Source organism: Martinezella sp. CNPSo 3957, assembly GCF_057784395.1.
Genome location: NZ_JBXSOU010000001.1, coordinates 790,961 through 806,700, shown reverse-complemented (window position 1 = coordinate 806,700; position 15,740 = coordinate 790,961). Strand labels below are relative to the sequence as shown.

Below are 15,740 nucleotides of genomic sequence, written 5' to 3'. Positions count from 1 at the left end.
GCAGTCATGAAATTGAAAGACGCAACATTGTTCCGGCAGGCCGCATTGGTCGGCGGCGAGTGGATCGAAGCCGATCCATCCAATGCGATCAAGGTCGACAATCCCGCGACGGGCGAAATCATCGGCCTCGTTCCCAATCTGGGCGCTGCCGAGACCAAAAAGGCGATTGCCGCAGCCGAAGCCGCGCAGAAAGAATGGGCTGGCCGCACCGCCAAGGAACGCTCCGGCATCCTCAGGCGCTGGTTCGAGCTGATGATGGAAAACCAGGACGATCTTGGGCGCATCCTGACGGCGGAACAGGGCAAGCCCCTGCCCGAAGCCAAAGGCGAGATCGCCTATGGCGCAAGCTTCATCGAATGGTTTGCCGAAGAGGCCCGCCGCGTCTATGGCGACATCATTCCCGGCCACCAGAAGGACAAGCGCATTCTGGTCATGAAGCAGCCGATTGGCGTGGTCGCGGCGATCACGCCCTGGAACTTCCCGAATGCGATGATCACCCGCAAGGCCGGTCCTGCTTTTGCCGCCGGCTGCGCCATGGTGCTGAAGCCCGCCTCGCAGACGCCGTTTTCGGCGATTGCCATTGCGATCCTTGCCGAACGCGCCGGCCTGCCGAAGGGCCTATTCAGCGTCCTGACCGGTTCGGCTCGTGCCATCGGCGGCGAGATGACCGCAAGCCCGGTCGTGCGCAAGCTCACCTTCACCGGCTCGACCGAAGTAGGCGCCGAGCTCTATAAGCAGAGTGCACCGACCATCAAGAAACTCGGTCTTGAGCTTGGGGGCAACGCACCCTTCATCGTGTTCGACGATGCCGATCTCGATGCCGCCGTCGAGGGCGCACTGATCGCCAAGTTCCGCAACAATGGCCAGACCTGCGTCTGCGCGAACAGGCTCTACGCGCAGGAGGGCGTCTATGATGCCTTTGCCGAGAAACTCTCCAAGGCTGTCGGTTCGCTGAAAACAGGCAACGGCTTCGACGAAGGCATCAATCTCGGCCCGCTGATCGATGAGGCTGCCCTGGCCAAGGTCGAGGAGCATGTTGCCGATGCGCTTTCCAAGGGCGGCCGAGTCGTCGCCGGCGGGCATCGCCATCAGCTCGGCGGACGCTTCTATGAGGCGACGGTGCTGGCCGACGTGACCCCTGCCATGGCCGTCGCCAAGGAAGAGACGTTCGGACCGGTCGCGCCCCTCTTCCGCTTCAAGGACGAGGCCGACGTCATCACCCAGGCCAACGACACCGAGTTTGGCCTCGCCTCCTATTTCTATGCCAAGGATCTCGCCCGCGTCTTCCGCGTTGCCGAAGCCCTGGAATACGGCATGGTTGGCGTCAATACCGGCCTCATCTCGACAGCCGAAGCGCCCTTCGGCGGCGTCAAGCTTTCCGGCCTCGGTCGCGAAGGTTCACGCTACGGTATCGAGGAGTTCACCGAAATCAAATATGTCTGCCTCGGCGGCGTCGTCTGAGGTCAAGAGAAGGCCATGAAAGCATGACCCATCCCAGATTCCTGTCCTTTTCGAGAAACGGCCGTCATGGCTATGGACTTGCGGTCGGCAACGGTGTCGTCGACCTCTCCGCGCGCCACGGCGCAACTTGGCCAACGCTGCGTGAGGTGATCGAGGCCGGTCGCCTCGCTCAGCTCGCAGAAGAAGCCAAATCATTGAAGCCGGATTTCGCACTTGACGACATCCGCTTCGAGATTCCCATTCCGTCGCCGGAAAAGATCATTTGCGTCGGGGTCAATTTCCCCGACCGCAATGAGGAATATAAGGATGGGCAGGCCGCCCCCTCCAACCCCTCGCTCTTCATCCGCTTCCCGCGGTCGTTCACCGGGCACGAACAGCCCTTGATCCGGCCGCCGGAAAGCCCGCAGCTCGACTATGAAGGCGAGGTCGTCATCGTCATCGGCAAGGGTGGCCGCCGGATCGCGGAGGCCGACGCCTTCTCCCATATCGCGGCCCTGTCGCTCTGCAACGAGGGCACGATCCGCGATTGGGTGCGCCATGCGAAATTCAACGTCACCCAGGGCAAGAACTTCGACAATACCGGCTCGATCGGCCCGTGGCTAATCCCGTTCACCGATGCAGCGCAGCTCGACGACATTGCGCTCACGACGCGCGTCAACGGCGAAGTGCGCCAGAGCGACCACACCAGCCGGATGATCTTCTCCTTCCGCAAGATCATCAACTACATCTCCACTTTCACAACGCTCGTCCCCGGTGATGTCATCGTCACGGGAACGCCGACCGGCGCCGGCGCCCGCTTCGACCCGCCGATCTGGCTGAAGCCCGGCGATGTCGTCGAAGTCGAAGCCGATGGCCTCGGCATCCTGAAAAACACGATCGCCGATGAGGTGCGCTGATGCTGTCGCAAGATGAAATCCAGGCTGCGGCCGAAAGCCTCGATCAGGCCGAACGGACGCGCGTTCAAACAGGGCTTCTTTCGCTTAAGCATCCGCAAATGACGATGGACGATTCCTATGCCGTCCAGAGCGCCTGGGTGAAGAAGAAGATCGCGAGCGGCCGCAAGCCTATCGGCTGGAAGATCGGGCTCACGTCGAAGGCGATGCAATATGCCCTCAACATCAACATTCCCGATTCCGGCGTGCTCTTCGACGATATGGTCTTCGAAGACGGCGCGACGGTGCCGGCCGACCGTTTCATCCAGCCGCGCATCGAGGCCGAGATTGCCTTTGTGATGAAGGCTCCGCTCAAGGGGCCGAACGTTTCGATCTTCGACGTGCTGAATGCCACCGACTACGTGACGCCAGCCCTCGAGATCCTCGACACGCGCATCCTCCGAGTCGATCCCGATACGAAGAAGGTGCGCACCATCGTCGACACCATCTCCGACAATGCCGCCAATGCCGGCATCGTCACCGGCGGCCGCGCCGTGCGGCCCGGTGAGATCGACATGCGCTGGATGGGCGCGATCGTCAGCCGCAATGCCGAGGTCGAAGAAACCGGGCTTGGCGCGGGCGTGCTTAACCAGCCGGCACGCGGCATCGCCTGGCTCGCCAATCGACTGTCGCAATATGGCGACGGCATCGAAGTCGGCCAGATCGTGCTTGCCGGTTCGTTCATCCGCCCGATCGAGGCGCGGCATGGCGATACGATCAACGCCGATTTCGGCCCCTACGGATCGGTCAGCCTGTTTTTCGCATGAAGGAGTAAGACATGCCTGCGCCCAAGAACCTTTTTAAACAGGCCCTCAAGGAAGGGCGGGCGCAGATCGGCCTCTGGCAGGCGCTCGCCAATGCCTACACGGTCGAAATCTGCGCGGGCGCCGGCTACGACTGGCTGCTACTCGATGCCGAGCATGCGCCGAACGATGTGCCGCTTCTCGTCTCGCAGCTGCAGGCGATGAAGGGCGCGGCTAGCCATGCGGTGATCCGCCCGCCGATCGGCGAGACCTGGATCATCAAGCAGATGCTCGACATCGGCGCGCAGACCCTGCTCATCCCGATGGTCGACAGCAAGGAGATGGCCGAGACCATGGTCAAGGCGGTGCGATACCCACCTCATGGCGTACGCGGCGTCGGCGCAGCCCTCGCCCGCGCCTCCGCCTTCAACCGCATTCCAGACTACCTTGCGACGGCCAATGACGAGATCTGCCTGCTACTGCAGGTGGAAAGCCGCGCGGGGCTTGCGGCGCTTGACGACATTGCCTCGACCGAAGGCGTTGACGGTGTATTTATCGGACCATCCGATCTTGCCGCAGACATGGGCTACCTCGGCAAGCCGGGTGCCCCTGAAGTGCAGACAGAAGTCGAAAAGGCGCTCGCAAAAATCCAGTTGCATGGCAAGGCGGCGGGCATCTTGATCGGCGATCTCTCGCTGGCAAAACGCTATCTGGAGCTTGGCGCCACCTTCGTCGCGATAGGCAACGACGTCACGCTGCTTGCCAATGCTACCATCAAGCTTCTTGACGATTTCAAGAAGGCGGATGCAGCCAAGCCGCCTGAGGACGTCAAGGTCTATTAATAGCAGGGGCCACGGCGGTCGTCGTTCGCCTATTGCGTATTTTGCGGATCAATAAAACCGAAGCGGCCCCTCATTCCTCGCCGATCGAGCCATTCTCCAATTTCAATGCCGCCAATTCATCCAGCATATCGAGAAGCTTCTCGACGCGCTCCACGCCGAACCGAGCATCGATATCTGCATAGACCTTCAGGCTTTCCGGCATAACATCCTCGACAACCGCCTCCCCGGCCGCTGTGATCTGCAACAATACCCTGCGGCCATCGGCATCATCTTTATGCTTGGTGATAAAGCCGCGCTCTTCGAGCGAACGGATCATGCGCGTCAGGCTCGGGGCAAGAATGGATGCCTTGTCTGCGAGTTCCGTCGCATCGAGCTTTCCGCCTTCGTAGAGAACGCGAATGACACGCCATTGCTGCTCGGTCACATCATGCGCCACCAGGATCGGCCTGAAATGGCTCATGACCGCTTCGCGGGCGCGCAGAAGTCCGATCGCTAGGGAACGGCGACGGTCCCGCAGTGGCCGTTTGGGGTGCGTGGCCGCGGTTTCCGGCTCAGCGCGCGGCCTCACATCACTGTCTGTTCTGTTTTGCATCTTTTGCATATTCGCTTCGATTATGGCCCTCACTGATTAACATGAGAATCATTCAAAGCAAGGCGATCGCATGATATCGATCAAAGCCGATGGCAAAGATCGCCGCCGCGCGGCGCGCTTTCTCGCCATGGATTATGGCACCTCTACCAGGCGGCCGCTGCCTCTGATCTCGGAACGCCGCAGCACCGGATGCCCGTAGAGTTCGATATTGCCGCTTCCGCTGATCGAAACATCGGCATCCGCGGCAGCGGCGACTTCCGCGTCGCCACTGCCTTGAATTCTGATCTTCGCGGATTGAGCGGTCAGGTCCTTTAGACGCGCAGTGCCCGAACCGGATACATCGAGATCGACCGAGCGTGCGCTTCCCGTGGCCGTGACGCTACCGCTTCCGGATATCCTCAGGCGCAGGTCTGATTGATCGAGCTGCGACAGAGCGAGATCGCCGCTGCCCCGTACTCTCCAATCAGTGACGAGCGGTCCTGACAGGCTGACGTCGAATTTGGAGTTGGACCAACCCGGATTGCAATCCATGCTCAGCCTTCCGCCCTCCAGTCGCACATGATTGAGCTGCGCTGGATCACCGCTCACGACGGCCTCCGCCTTTCCGCCCGGCTGATAGTGAACAGAGGCCGGGATATCGATCGTCAGGCTGCCATTGGAGCTGAAGGGCAGGATAACCTGCTGTCCGCCGGATGCCGCAGATCCGCAACTGGATTGCGTACCACCCCACCAATGCCCTGCGTTTGCCCAATCCGGCCCGGAAAGCCCGATGCCGAGGGCCAGAAAAACGAATGCACAAATCAGTCCGGTCGTCGCGATAGTCGCCAATTTCCCGTTCATTGTTCATTTCCTCCAACGATGCGGCCAGCGTTCAAGCGCGGCTTTCGTCTACCTGCGCCAAGCGGAAATGCAGGCGGGCATATTGCCCGAGCATGCGGATGCCCAAACTCAACCCCATCAGCAGCAAGGCCCCGCCGCCCACGAAGCAACTCACCAGCCCGGCGCCAACAAGCAGACGAGCCAGCATGCCGACGGAGGGCAAGCCGACGTGAAACAGCACGGTCGTCACGACAATCTTCAGACCGACGGCGCCAACGGCTACCAAAGCGATCGCAAGGCCGAACGTCACGAACATCGCCGCAAACAGCAAAGGTAGCAGGAAGAAGATATCGACGACGGCAAGACCCGCCAGCGCCATCATGGCGGCCAAGAGGTTCGGTACGCTCCACTGCGCCTCGAAACGACGCAGCCCGACATCTGCACGCAATTCCCTTGCGATCCTGGCGGGGTCGCCGAGAGCGGCGCAAACCTCCTCCTCGCTTCGGCCTGACGCCTCGGATTCGGAGAAATGGGCAGAATAGTCGGCCACGATATCATCGATCTCGTGCGGAGGCAGGCCTGCAAGCCCCAATCTCAGCGTGCGCAAAAAGGCTTCCCTGCTCATGGCAAATCCTCAAGTAGCTTGTCGACGGAGCCTGCTAACGTGCGCCAATCGCGGCGATGCGCTTCGAAAATCGAACGCCCCAACGGCGTGAGCCGATAATATTTACGCGGCGGCCCGTTGCTCGACTCGACGATGCGGGTCGCGACCAAGCCGTCATTCTGCATTCTGCGCATCAGCGGATAGATCGTTCCTTCACCCATGCCGACCGCCGCCACAAGTGTGCTCGCAATTTCATAGCCGTAGCTTTCACCCCGGGAGAGTACGGCCAGGACGCAAAGATCGAGCACGCCCTTCCGCAATTGAACTTGGATCGAGTCAGTCATGAACGCCTCAGCTTCAAGGGGAGGATATAACAAGCTATCTGTTTATACAAGATAGCTCGTGCGTCGGCTTCCCTCGCACTGCATTCCACAAGAATCTCAATGCCGCACTCACCACATTTTTTCGGCAGCATCTGATGCGCCGTAACGATGAACATTCCCGGGAGCGAGGCATGTCGCATGGCACCATGCGCGGACATCGTGGTTATTGAAATCCGTTTGCGAATCCGCTCAGATCACGACATGGCAAAAACGATACGCATAGCAGCGGCCCTGATGCTTCGCCTGGATGGAAAGACGCTGCTCGTACGCAAGCGCGGCACGATTGCCTTCATGCAACCGGGAGGCAAGATCGAGTCGCAGGAAACGGCAGAGGCAGCCCTTGTCAGAGAACTCTTGGAAGAGCTGGGCCTCACCGTAAACACAAGCGATTTGACTTTCCTCGGCCGCTTCCAGGCGCCGGCCGCCAACGAGCCGGAGCATATCGTCATCGCAGATATATTCGAGCTGCACGTGGACGATGCCGGGATCATGGCAACGGCCGAGATCGAGGAGATTCGCTGGATTTCACCACAAAATCCGCCTGATATCGTCATGGCGCCGCTTACCGAATATCATGTCCTGCCATTTCACCGACAATATAGTCTATCCGCCGGCAACTAACATTCGACTCCGGCAGAGCTAAAGCACGATATGGCTTACCTCGTGGAAATCTATCGATTTTCGGCCAAGCGGCAGAGATCGTGATTTCGAAAACGCGCATGCAGAGCAAATAACAATTTGTAGATCCTAAACCCCTCATATTTACTATAGCAATAACCTATGAAAATAATCTCCAAAATCGCTCAATCTTCTATTGAAAGCCGAAACCATATTGCATAAATAATTAAATAATCGTGGGAGGCGGGAAATGAAAACAGGAAATACTGTCGCTGGCGAAAGGTTTCTTGAGCTGACGGGCAAGATCGTCTCCGCCTACGTCCTTAACAATACGCTCGCGATGAAAGATTTGTCGAGGCTCATTGCGGAAACCTATTCCGCACTTGTAGGCTCTCAGCAACTTGTGCCGTCGGCAGCGCCGACGGAAAGATCTCAGAAGCCAGCAGTCCCGATCAAGAAATCCATCACGGATCATTATCTTGTGTGCCTGGAAGACGGTGGGAAATACAAATCCCTAAAACGGCACTTGAACAGCAAGTATGGTCTCACGCCCGAAGAATACAGAAGGAAATGGGGCTTGCCTGCGGACTATCCAATGGTGTGTGCTTCCTATGCCGCCGCGAGATCTACGCTGGCCAAGAAGGCTCTCCTTGGCCACGCCAAGGGCACGACCGAGATTCCTCCGGTGGTTGAGCCGCCCCGCCGGCAACGCAAGATCGGATAACCCCAGTCGCTTCCTCACCCATCGCTCTGCAAACGACCAGCACTCATTCCATCATGGGGTTTCGATTGTCCTCGCATTGACGGTGATCGCGCGGCCGGCAAACCAGCCGTTGATCGCAGCCCCGAGACCGAGCAGCACGAACAACACTGCGCACCAGGCAAAGCTTCCCGTCCAGCCATGAATCATGCCGACGACGAGCGGGCCAATTGCAGCGAGCAAATAACCGACGAATTGCGCCATGCCGGAGAGATGCGCCGCCACATGTGCATCAGGCGAACGCAACACAATGACCGTCAGCGCCACCGCGATCAATCCACCCTGACCGATGCCCTGAAGCACGGCCCAGAACCAGACCGTCCAAAGCGGAGCGAAAAGCAGGCCCAGCAAGGCGATGACGGCGATCGCGCACAGGCTGACATTGATGGCGCGCTGATCCTTACCCTTAACGGCGATATGTGGGGCCACCAGGCAGGCGGCGGCCTGCACCATGACCGAGACCGACACGATGACGCCAGCCGTCACGCCGTCGAGACCACGCTCGCGCAGAATGGGCACGAGCCAGCCGAAGACGCAGTAGGCGAGCGCCGATTGCAGCCCCATGAAAAGCGTCACCTGCCAGGCGATGCGGTCACTCCATAAGCCCGAGACACGAAAGCCGGTACGCCGCGCCTGGCTGTGCGCTCTGATCACCTGCGGCAACCAGAGAAGTCCGACTGCGAAGGCAGGCACGGCCCAGATGGCGAGCGCGCCGCCCAGCGAACCGCCGAGAGCATGCTCGACGGGAAGCGTGAACCCGGCCGCACTCGCAGCTCCCGCGCATAGCGCCATCGTATAGCAACCCGTCATGAGCGCCGCCCTGTCGGGGAAATCCCGCTTGACCACGCCCGGCAGCAGCACATTGCCGATCGCAATGCAGGCACCGGCCAAGCCCGTTCCCAAGAACAGCAGCGTTATCGAGGAAACGCCCCGCAGCGCCGTACCGAGCGCAAGAAGGAAAACGACGCCGAGCAGAACACGCTCGGTGCCCATGCGTTGTGCGAGCCTTGGTGCAAGTGGTGAAAACAGTCCCATGCAGATGACGGGCAAGGTCGTGAGAATGCTGGTGCCGAAGGCGGAGAGACCAAGTCCGGCCCGTATTTCCGGCAAGAGCGTCGATGCGCTGGAAAAGACCGGCCTCAGATTAAAAGCGATGAGAACAAGGCTCGCACCCAGCAGAAACCTGCCGATCGGCGATTTGCCCCCATGCGGCAACGGTGCCGGAATTTCATCGGCCTCGGCATCGATCAATTCGACCGAGGCGGGATTTTGCGAGGGCATGGTCATGACATAAGCAACCGATCGAGAGTAGCGACGATGGGGGCCATGAAGTGGCGCACGGCTCCGTCGGCCGCTTCGGGACTGCCGCTTTCGATGGCATCGACGATGGCGATATGCGCCTGCATATCAGGCTCGGGAATATCCTCACCGAGCGTCGCCTCAATGGTTTCGGCGATCGAGAAAGAGAAGAACTCGTAGATTTCGATCATGGCCCTGTTCTGCGAAGCTGCGACGACCGCCCTGTGAAAGGCAAGATCGCGCTCGACGAATGCAGCCTTATCGCCGCCCGTATAATTGCCGCGGGCAACCAGCAAGGCGCGCAACTGTGAAACGACGTCCGGTGAGTGGCGCAGCGCGGCAAGCCGTGCGGCCTCGACCTCCAGCGCAAGCCGGGCCTCGAACTGATCCCTCAATCCAGCGCGGCGCGCCATATCCAGGGGGAGACTGACATCCTTGTTCGACCGAACATAGGTCCCGGATCCCTGCCTGGTTTCGAGATAGCCCTGGGAGACGAGCACCCTCACGGCCTCGCGGATCGTGCCGCGGCTGACCGACAGTATGGATGAGAGAGAGGCTTCGTTCGGCAGCTTTTCCCCCACCAGCCAACGTCGGGCGGTGATTTCGCTGCGGATTGCTTCAACGGCTGTATCCGCAAGCGTCGTTTTTGTCAGAGCGCGCATGGCTGAACTTTCATCAAGTCATCGGATGACTTTATCACTTAGGCAATACTCGATGCCTCGTCAATGATTTTCACCAGACGAACGACCGCCTAGCTATGCCGTCTCACCCTTTCGAAGAAGAGCAGCAAGCCGAGCCCCAGCAAACCGGCAGCGGCCCCGATAAGCGCCGTTCCGGAATAATTGCTGACGGCCGTGCCGATCGCGAAAAGAAGGGCGCTGAGACCTGCGCTCAGAAAGATATTGACCGAGATCAGGGCGCTGCCCAAACCCGGGCGCTCGGCAATCAGATCCTGCAGGTAGGTGATCGGAATACTGATCAGGGCAGCCGCCCCGACCCCGCTGATGAGGGTCAGCGCATAGACATGCCAGGGCGCAGACGCCAATCCGAGCAGGACCAGATAGACGATATAGATCACCGTACCGATCGCCAGCGCCACGACGTGGCTCATAATCCGCTGCGCACGTCCCCAAACGACGATGAAGATGATTTCGAGAAGGGCAACGATCCCAACCAAAATGCCGATATCAGTCACGGTTCCGTGTGCCGCACCAGTGACGATGAGCGGCAGGATGGCGCCGTTGACATGCAGCGTGCTGCTGATCAGCGCGACGGCGATCAGGCGCAGGAAGACCGGTGGCGAAATGACCTCACCCAGCGCCGCAAGATAGGAAAGGTGATGGGCAGCCGCCTTGTCTATGCCATCCTGGCGCGGCAGGAAAATCGCGATCAATCCGAAACAGGCGACGCAGGCGAGACCTGCGAACAGATAGGCCGGCAGCATGGTCGCCGAGTTTGCAAGCAGCGCTCCGGTTATCCCAGGCACCAGCACCCAGGAAAGGGAGATCATCGCCCGCACGCCGGAATTGACCGTGGCGATATCGTTGCGCTCCATTCCCCTCGTCGCAACGCGGACATTGGCAAAGAGCAGCGAGTTGAGCGAGCCATAGACCGGCAGGATGAACAAGGCGCTGAGCATGAAAGTCGCCTGTGCCGGCACGATATAGACGGCGCCATAGCCCAGCACGCCGAAAGTGGCGACCGTCAGCATCATCACTCTATATTGGCCGAGCCTGTCCGCCAGATTTCCAAGTAGAATACTGACGACGACATTCACCGCCGCCGCGCAGAAGATCAGCGTCGAATAGAGCCCGTTGCTGAGGCCGAGCTCGCGGATGCCGACGACCGATTGATAGGGCGACGTCGCAGCTCCGGCAAAACCAAAGGCAAAGATCGCAAGCATGCTCACCCGTATGGTCGGGTCGCGGAAAACGTCGGGAAGAAGGCGGGTCATTGGCGGGATCGAGGATGTTGCAAATCACGCCTTCATCCGAGGCGCGGGATATCCTTCCGTCAAAGCTGATCGAGACGCAAATGGTTGCATTGCGCTTGCCTCCGTCGGACGTCGATTGTCCACATCATTCATCATATCAATGGCAGAAACTGGGTGTTCAGCCAGGCATCGCTCGCGAATAGGCAGCCAGAATGAAGCGTTCGGCCTGGAACAGGTATTTTTCCAGTGCGTCGGCGGCGCTCGCCGGCGCCCCCTCCTCCAGATGCGCAAGAATGGTCGCGTTCTGGCCGACATAGGGAGCGTGCAGATATTCGGGATCGCGGATTAGCCCAAAGACGAGGCGCAGCTCCAGCGAGATCTGCGCATAGAAGGCCGAAAGCCTGGGACTATCGGAAAGCTCGACGATCGCCGCATGAAACGCGATATCGGCGCTGCCGACCTCCAGCCATTCGCCACGCTCACGATGCTGGACGGCGGCATCGATGGCAGCCCGCATCTTGTCGACGCTTGGGTGGCGGTGATGTGCGTTGGCGAGTGCCGAACACTCGATCAGGCGACGAATCTGGAAGATGTCCATGATCGTCGAAATGCTCGGCGTGGAGACGAAAACGCCGCGATTGGCTTCATGACGTAGTACGCCCTCTTTCGTCAGCAGCCGGAAGACTTCGCGCAGCGTATTGCGCGAGACCTGCAACTCCTCGCAAAGAGCCGCCTCCGATAAATGGCTGCCGGGCGAGAGCGTGCCGCTGATCACGCGCTCTCGGATGCGGGCGGCGGTCAGTTCTGCAACCGTCTGCCCCGTCTCCGCGACGGTCGCCGGCTCGATGCTGGCAAGATTTGTCTGCTTCATTCGCTCTCCCGGCATCTGCATTCAATCGTCTCGAACGCCCGCAATATCAGGCGCCGGCTGGAAAGCGAGCGGGTATTCCGCTTGCCTGGGGCTGGCGGCCTGTCGACGGCCAGATCCGGTGGAAGATTTTGCGCAGATTTGTCCCCATTTTTGATTGGCAACACGAAAATTGTTGAACAATATAGACCAGATTGTCGTTTGATGCTATCTCACGCCCTAACAAATATAATGGGAACGCAGATACAGATGTTCATGAGACGCCCGTCTTGTAGAAAAACATCGCCTGATTTTGTCAGGATGCAACAGGTGCCGGCATGAGCATGCTGCGGTCCGAACTTGGTGGCGATCCCAGCGAGTGCGCCTGCATCATCGATGCAAGGAACAACACGGCTATCATCCCGGATGCCATGAACGACGACCTGCCCAATACCGAGGTAAGCGCATGACCAAGGCCGCTGGCGACAACAAACCGCTTCTGTCCGTAACGGATCTGACTGTGCGGTTCGGCGAAAACCGCGTGGTCGAAGGGCTTTCCTTTTCGGTCGAGCCAGGCAGAACGCTCGCAGTCGTCGGCGAATCCGGCTCCGGCAAATCGGTGACCTCGCTTTCGGTCATGCGCCTTGCCGACATGATGGGCGCGCGCTTCGAGACCGGTAGCATCCTTTTTAACGGCAAGGACCTGCTGAAGCTCTCGCAGAAGGACATGCGCGCAGCTCGCGGCAAGGAGATCGCCATGATCTTCCAGGAGCCGATGACCTCGCTCAATCCCGTCTTCACCATCGGCGACCAGATCTGCGAGGTCCTTCTCCTGCATGAGAAACTCGGCAAATCCGCCGCCATGGCGGAAGCCCGTCGCCTTCTGGAGATGGTACGCCTACCGGATGCGGCGGCCCTTTTGAACCGCTATCCGCATCAGCTTTCCGGCGGCATGCGCCAGCGCGTGATGATCGCCATGGCGCTTGCCTGCCGCCCGAAGCTCTTGATTGCCGATGAGCCGACGACGGCGCTTGATGTGACGATCCAGGCGCAGATTCTCAACATCATGCGGGACCTGCAGAAGGATCTCGGCATGGGTATGATCTTCATCACCCACGACATGGGCGTGGTTGCCGAAATGGCAGATGATGTCGTGGTCATGTGGAAGGGCAAGAAGGTCGAAGAGGGTCCGGTTCGCGAGATATTCGCCAATCCTAGGCACCCTTATACGAAGGCGCTCCTCGCCGCAGTTCCCAAACTTGGCAGCATGACCGGTGAAGATTTTCCGAAACGCATGCCTTTGACCGTGCTGGACGGCGGCACGCCGAAAGTCGTCGGCGAGGAGCGGGTGCAGAATACCGCCCGCTACGACCAGCAACCGCTCCTGTCGGTGCGCGATCTCTTTGTGCGCTTCGATATCAAGAAGAACATATTCGGCCAGGTCACGCATCGCTGCAGTGCCGTCCAGAAGGTCGCTTTCGACATACATCCCGGCGAGACGCTGGCCCTCGTCGGCGAATCCGGCTCCGGCAAGTCGACGATCGGACGCACGATCCAGCAGTTGCAGAAGGCACGCTCGGGCGAAATCACCTTCAATGGCAAGAGCTTTGCCGGCATGTCGGCGCTGGAGAGGTTCCGCCTGCGCCGCGACGTGCAGTATATCTTCCAGGATCCCTTCGCCTCGCTCGACCCTCGCAAGACTGTGGGATTCTCGATTGCGGAACCGATCAATACCCACGGCATCATTTCCGGATCGAAAGAGGTTCGCCGCCGGGTGGACGAGCTACTGGAACGCGTCGGGCTGACGTCTGTCCATGCCGGTCGCTATCCGCACGAGTTCTCCGGCGGCCAACGCCAGCGCGTCTGCATCGCCCGCGCCCTTGCCTCCGATCCGAAACTCATCATTGCCGATGAGGCGCTTTCCGCTCTCGATGTTTCGATCCAGGCCCAGATCATCAATCTCTTGATGGATCTCCAGGCCGAACGGGGGCTCGCCTATCTGTTCATCAGCCATGACATGGCTGTCGTGGAGAAGATCAGCCACCGCGTCGCCGTCCTTTATCTCGGCCAGATCATGGAGATCGGCAGCCGGCGCCAGGTCTTCGAAACACCGATGCACGCCTATACGCAGCGCCTGATCTCGGCCGTGCCAATCGCCGATCCGACGCAGCAGCGCCGAACCGCGCTCATCGAGGGCGAGATCCCCAATCCCGTTCGCCGCGTCGGCGACGAGCCGCCGATCCTGGCTCACGAGGAAATCACCGCAGGCCACTTCATCGCCAAGAGCGCCTGAACGACCACCAACCATCGCATCGATCTGAAGAGGAAACAGGTTCAATGAAAAGAATGAAATGGGGATTGAAGACCGCTCTGACCGCACTCGTCATGTCGAGCGTCGCGGTCACCGCCGCTCCCGCTTTCGCGGCCGGCAAGCTGACCGTGTCGTCGTCGCAGGATCCCGGCAGCTGGGACCCGATCGACACCTTCCTGGTGGCATGGGCCGCCGTTTCGACCAACATCTTCGACGGCCTCACCTATCGCGGCCCCGATCTCAAGCTGGTGCCGGGCCTTGCCGAATCCTGGGAAGAACTGGACCAGGGCAAGCGCATCCGCTTCAAGCTGCGTCACAACGTGAAGTTCCATGACGGTGAGCCCTTCAATGCCGAAGCAGTGAAGTTCACCTTCGATCGCCTGCTCGGCGAGCAGGGCGCCAAGGGACCGCAGCGCTCGAACTACACCGCGATCGAAAGCGTCGATATCATCGACGACTACACGGTCGACATGAAGTTGAAGACGCCTGACCCCGTGCTCCTGACGAAGCTTGCCGGCTATGGCGCGATGATCGTTCCGCCGAAATACATCAAGGAAAAGGGCGAGGATTATTTCAATCTCAACCCGGTCGGCACCGGCGCCTTCAAGTTCGTTTCTTATACGCCGAAGGTGAACATCAAGCTCGAGGCCAATCCGGATTACTGGGGCGGCGCACCGAAACTCTCCGAGCTTGAATACCGCTTCATCAGCGAGCCGGCGACGGCCGTTGCCGAGCTTCAGGCAGGCCGCGTCGATCTCGTCATCCCCCCGACCATACCGATCGGTATGCTGCCGGTCATCCAGGGCGATTCCAAGCTGGAAGTCGCCAGCGTTCCCGGTCCGACGGTCGATGCGCTGCGCTTCAACACCCGCGACGGCATCACCGCCGATCCGCGCGTGCGCAAGGCGATCATCATGGCCGTCGACCGCGACACGATCGTCAAGTCGATCCTCGCTGGACAGGGAACCGAAATCGTCAGCTTCCAGAATTCTCTGTCCTTCGGCTACGATGCCGATCTGAAGCCACTTCCCTATGATCCGGCAGGCGCCAAGAAGCTGCTTGCCGAGGCCGGCGTGAAGCCGGGCGCGGCATTGCAGATCGACATTCGTGGCAATGATGCGACGATGAACGAGGTGGCGCAGGTCGTCGCAAGCTATCTGCAGATGGTCGGCCTCACCGCCACCATCAAGCCGTATGAAACCAACGTTCTGCTGAACGACATCATCCCGCAGGGCAAGACCGGCGCGATGTTCCAGCAGAAATGGGGCGGCTGGACCTTCGACTACGACAACACCGCCTATTCGATGTACCACTCCGGCGAAAAGTGGAATCCCTACGAAAAGGATGCGACGCTGGACAAGCTGTTGGAATCGCAGCGCCCGCTCACCGATCGCGCCGAGCGCGAAAAGGTGCTGAAGGACATCGGCAAGTATGTCGCCGACAAGGCGCTCGAACTGCCCCTCTACAACAGCAACGCGATCTACGGCGTCAGCAAGCGGGTCAAGGGCTTCGTGCCTGCACCCGATACCCGCATCAAGCTGAACGAAGTCACCGTCGACTAATCATCCAGCAGGACGCCGCCGGCTCGGTCGGCGG

Annotated in this window: 17 protein-coding genes; 9 read left to right on the top strand and 8 right to left on the bottom strand. The window is 59.9% G+C overall.

The genetic code is table 11. The features are described 5' to 3' along the window. The first annotated feature begins 6 nt into the window (after positions 1 to 6). Genes gabD through hpaI form a run of 4 tightly spaced genes read left to right on the top strand, consistent with a single transcriptional unit; the run spans position 7 to position 3,978 of the window. Positions 7 to 1,461, top strand: a complete 1,455-nt coding sequence (gene gabD, locus AC13QE_RS03765; RefSeq protein ID WP_488482635.1) for an NADP-dependent succinate-semialdehyde dehydrogenase — start codon at positions 7 to 9, stop codon at positions 1,459 to 1,461. A gap of 23 nt (positions 1,462 to 1,484) precedes the next feature. Further along, on the top strand, positions 1,485 to 2,357 hold the full coding sequence (locus tag AC13QE_RS03760; protein WP_488482634.1) for a fumarylacetoacetate hydrolase family protein: 873 nt from the start codon (positions 1,485 to 1,487) through the stop codon (positions 2,355 to 2,357). After that, the gene (gene hpaH, locus AC13QE_RS03755) at positions 2,357 to 3,160 is read left to right on the top strand and encodes a 2-oxo-hept-4-ene-1,7-dioate hydratase (RefSeq protein WP_488482633.1); all 804 of its coding nucleotides are present in this window, start codon (positions 2,357 to 2,359) and stop codon (positions 3,158 to 3,160) included. The genes AC13QE_RS03760 and hpaH overlap by 1 nt, the downstream gene beginning before the upstream one ends. A gap of 11 nt (positions 3,161 to 3,171) precedes the next feature. After that, entirely contained in the window at positions 3,172 to 3,978 is an 807-nt protein-coding gene (hpaI, locus tag AC13QE_RS03750; protein ID WP_488482632.1) for a 4-hydroxy-2-oxoheptanedioate aldolase, read from the top strand. Positions 3,979 to 4,048: 70 nt separating this feature from the next. Here hpaI and hpaR read toward each other — a convergent pair whose 3' ends face one another. From hpaR to AC13QE_RS03730, 4 genes are all read right to left on the bottom strand, one after another. Beyond that, complete coding sequence (gene hpaR, locus AC13QE_RS03745) at positions 4,049 to 4,570, bottom strand: homoprotocatechuate degradation operon regulator HpaR (protein WP_488482631.1); 522 nt, start codon at positions 4,568 to 4,570, stop codon at positions 4,049 to 4,051. A gap of 132 nt (positions 4,571 to 4,702) precedes the next feature. After that, entirely contained in the window at positions 4,703 to 5,410 is a 708-nt protein-coding gene (locus AC13QE_RS03740) for a GIN domain-containing protein (protein ID WP_488482630.1), read from the bottom strand. A 31-nt stretch (positions 5,411 to 5,441) separates the two neighbouring features. Next, a complete protein-coding gene (locus tag AC13QE_RS03735; RefSeq protein WP_488482629.1) occupies positions 5,442 to 6,014 on the bottom strand; it encodes a DUF1700 domain-containing protein in 573 nt (190 codons plus the stop codon). Further along, a complete protein-coding gene (locus AC13QE_RS03730; RefSeq protein WP_112337348.1) occupies positions 6,011 to 6,337 on the bottom strand; it encodes a PadR family transcriptional regulator in 327 nt (108 codons plus the stop codon). The genes AC13QE_RS03735 and AC13QE_RS03730 overlap by 4 nt, the downstream gene beginning before the upstream one ends. Before the next feature lie 240 nt (positions 6,338 to 6,577). On the opposite strand from AC13QE_RS03730, the gene AC13QE_RS03725 reads away from it, so the two are divergent. Both AC13QE_RS03725 and AC13QE_RS03720 read left to right on the top strand, forming a co-directional pair. Then, on the top strand, positions 6,578 to 6,997 hold the full coding sequence (locus tag AC13QE_RS03725) for an NUDIX hydrolase (RefSeq protein ID WP_488482628.1): 420 nt from the start codon (positions 6,578 to 6,580) through the stop codon (positions 6,995 to 6,997). Between the two features lie 247 nt (positions 6,998 to 7,244). Beyond that, positions 7,245 to 7,718, top strand: a complete 474-nt coding sequence (locus AC13QE_RS03720; protein ID WP_132718018.1) for a Ros/MucR family transcriptional regulator — start codon at positions 7,245 to 7,247, stop codon at positions 7,716 to 7,718. Between the two features lie 51 nt (positions 7,719 to 7,769). Here AC13QE_RS03720 and AC13QE_RS03715 read toward each other — a convergent pair whose 3' ends face one another. The 4 genes from AC13QE_RS03715 to AC13QE_RS03700 form a co-directional block, all read right to left on the bottom strand. After that, positions 7,770 to 9,041: a CynX/NimT family MFS transporter gene (locus tag AC13QE_RS03715; RefSeq protein ID WP_488482627.1), complete on the bottom strand. Its 1,272-nt coding sequence runs from the start codon at positions 9,039 to 9,041 to the stop codon at positions 7,770 to 7,772. Further along, the gene (locus AC13QE_RS03710) at positions 9,038 to 9,715 is read right to left on the bottom strand and encodes a FadR/GntR family transcriptional regulator (RefSeq protein WP_488482626.1); all 678 of its coding nucleotides are present in this window, start codon (positions 9,713 to 9,715) and stop codon (positions 9,038 to 9,040) included. The genes AC13QE_RS03715 and AC13QE_RS03710 overlap by 4 nt, the downstream gene beginning before the upstream one ends. A gap of 89 nt (positions 9,716 to 9,804) precedes the next feature. Next, positions 9,805 to 11,007 carry an MFS transporter gene (locus tag AC13QE_RS03705; protein WP_488482625.1) on the bottom strand — a complete coding sequence of 401 codons (1,203 nt, stop codon included), beginning with the start codon at positions 11,005 to 11,007 and terminating at the stop codon, positions 9,805 to 9,807. A gap of 157 nt (positions 11,008 to 11,164) precedes the next feature. Then, positions 11,165 to 11,857, bottom strand: coding sequence for a GntR family transcriptional regulator (locus AC13QE_RS03700; RefSeq protein WP_488482624.1), 693 nt, complete (start codon positions 11,855 to 11,857; stop codon positions 11,165 to 11,167). A 314-nt stretch (positions 11,858 to 12,171) separates the two neighbouring features. Between AC13QE_RS03700 and AC13QE_RS03695 the strand changes: the two genes are divergently transcribed. From AC13QE_RS03695 to AC13QE_RS03685, 3 genes are read left to right on the top strand one after another with little or no spacing between them, the layout of a single operon-like run. After that, positions 12,172 to 12,303, top strand: a complete 132-nt coding sequence (locus AC13QE_RS03695) for a hypothetical protein (protein WP_488482623.1) — start codon at positions 12,172 to 12,174, stop codon at positions 12,301 to 12,303. Further along, on the top strand, positions 12,300 to 14,126 hold the full coding sequence (locus AC13QE_RS03690) for an ABC transporter ATP-binding protein (RefSeq protein ID WP_488482622.1): 1,827 nt from the start codon (positions 12,300 to 12,302) through the stop codon (positions 14,124 to 14,126). The genes AC13QE_RS03695 and AC13QE_RS03690 overlap by 4 nt, the downstream gene beginning before the upstream one ends. A gap of 44 nt (positions 14,127 to 14,170) precedes the next feature. Further along, positions 14,171 to 15,706 carry an ABC transporter substrate-binding protein gene (locus tag AC13QE_RS03685; protein ID WP_488482621.1) on the top strand — a complete coding sequence of 512 codons (1,536 nt, stop codon included), beginning with the start codon at positions 14,171 to 14,173 and terminating at the stop codon, positions 15,704 to 15,706. Positions 15,707 to 15,740: the final 34 nt, after the last annotated feature.

Coding starts and splice junctions, on each gene's coding strand:
- gabD (WP_488482635.1), top strand. CDS start 7: ATGAAATTGAAAGACGCAACATTGTTCCGGCAGGCCGCATTGGTCGGC.
- AC13QE_RS03760 (WP_488482634.1), top strand. CDS start 1,485: ATGACCCATCCCAGATTCCTGTCCTTTTCGAGAAACGGCCGTCATGGC.
- hpaH (WP_488482633.1), top strand. CDS start 2,357: ATGCTGTCGCAAGATGAAATCCAGGCTGCGGCCGAAAGCCTCGATCAG.
- hpaI (WP_488482632.1), top strand. CDS start 3,172: ATGCCTGCGCCCAAGAACCTTTTTAAACAGGCCCTCAAGGAAGGGCGG.
- hpaR (WP_488482631.1), bottom strand. CDS start 4,570: ATGCAAAACAGAACAGACAGTGATGTGAGGCCGCGCGCTGAGCCGGAA.
- AC13QE_RS03740 (WP_488482630.1), bottom strand. CDS start 5,410: ATGAACGGGAAATTGGCGACTATCGCGACGACCGGACTGATTTGTGCA.
- AC13QE_RS03735 (WP_488482629.1), bottom strand. CDS start 6,014: ATGAGCAGGGAAGCCTTTTTGCGCACGCTGAGATTGGGGCTTGCAGGC.
- AC13QE_RS03730 (WP_112337348.1), bottom strand. CDS start 6,337: ATGACTGACTCGATCCAAGTTCAATTGCGGAAGGGCGTGCTCGATCTT.
- AC13QE_RS03725 (WP_488482628.1), top strand. CDS start 6,578: ATGGCAAAAACGATACGCATAGCAGCGGCCCTGATGCTTCGCCTGGAT.
- AC13QE_RS03720 (WP_132718018.1), top strand. CDS start 7,245: ATGAAAACAGGAAATACTGTCGCTGGCGAAAGGTTTCTTGAGCTGACG.
- AC13QE_RS03715 (WP_488482627.1), bottom strand. CDS start 9,041: ATGACCATGCCCTCGCAAAATCCCGCCTCGGTCGAATTGATCGATGCC.
- AC13QE_RS03710 (WP_488482626.1), bottom strand. CDS start 9,715: ATGCGCGCTCTGACAAAAACGACGCTTGCGGATACAGCCGTTGAAGCA.
- AC13QE_RS03705 (WP_488482625.1), bottom strand. CDS start 11,007: ATGACCCGCCTTCTTCCCGACGTTTTCCGCGACCCGACCATACGGGTG.
- AC13QE_RS03700 (WP_488482624.1), bottom strand. CDS start 11,857: ATGAAGCAGACAAATCTTGCCAGCATCGAGCCGGCGACCGTCGCGGAG.
- AC13QE_RS03695 (WP_488482623.1), top strand. CDS start 12,172: ATGAGCATGCTGCGGTCCGAACTTGGTGGCGATCCCAGCGAGTGCGCC.
- AC13QE_RS03690 (WP_488482622.1), top strand. CDS start 12,300: ATGACCAAGGCCGCTGGCGACAACAAACCGCTTCTGTCCGTAACGGAT.
- AC13QE_RS03685 (WP_488482621.1), top strand. CDS start 14,171: ATGAAAAGAATGAAATGGGGATTGAAGACCGCTCTGACCGCACTCGTC.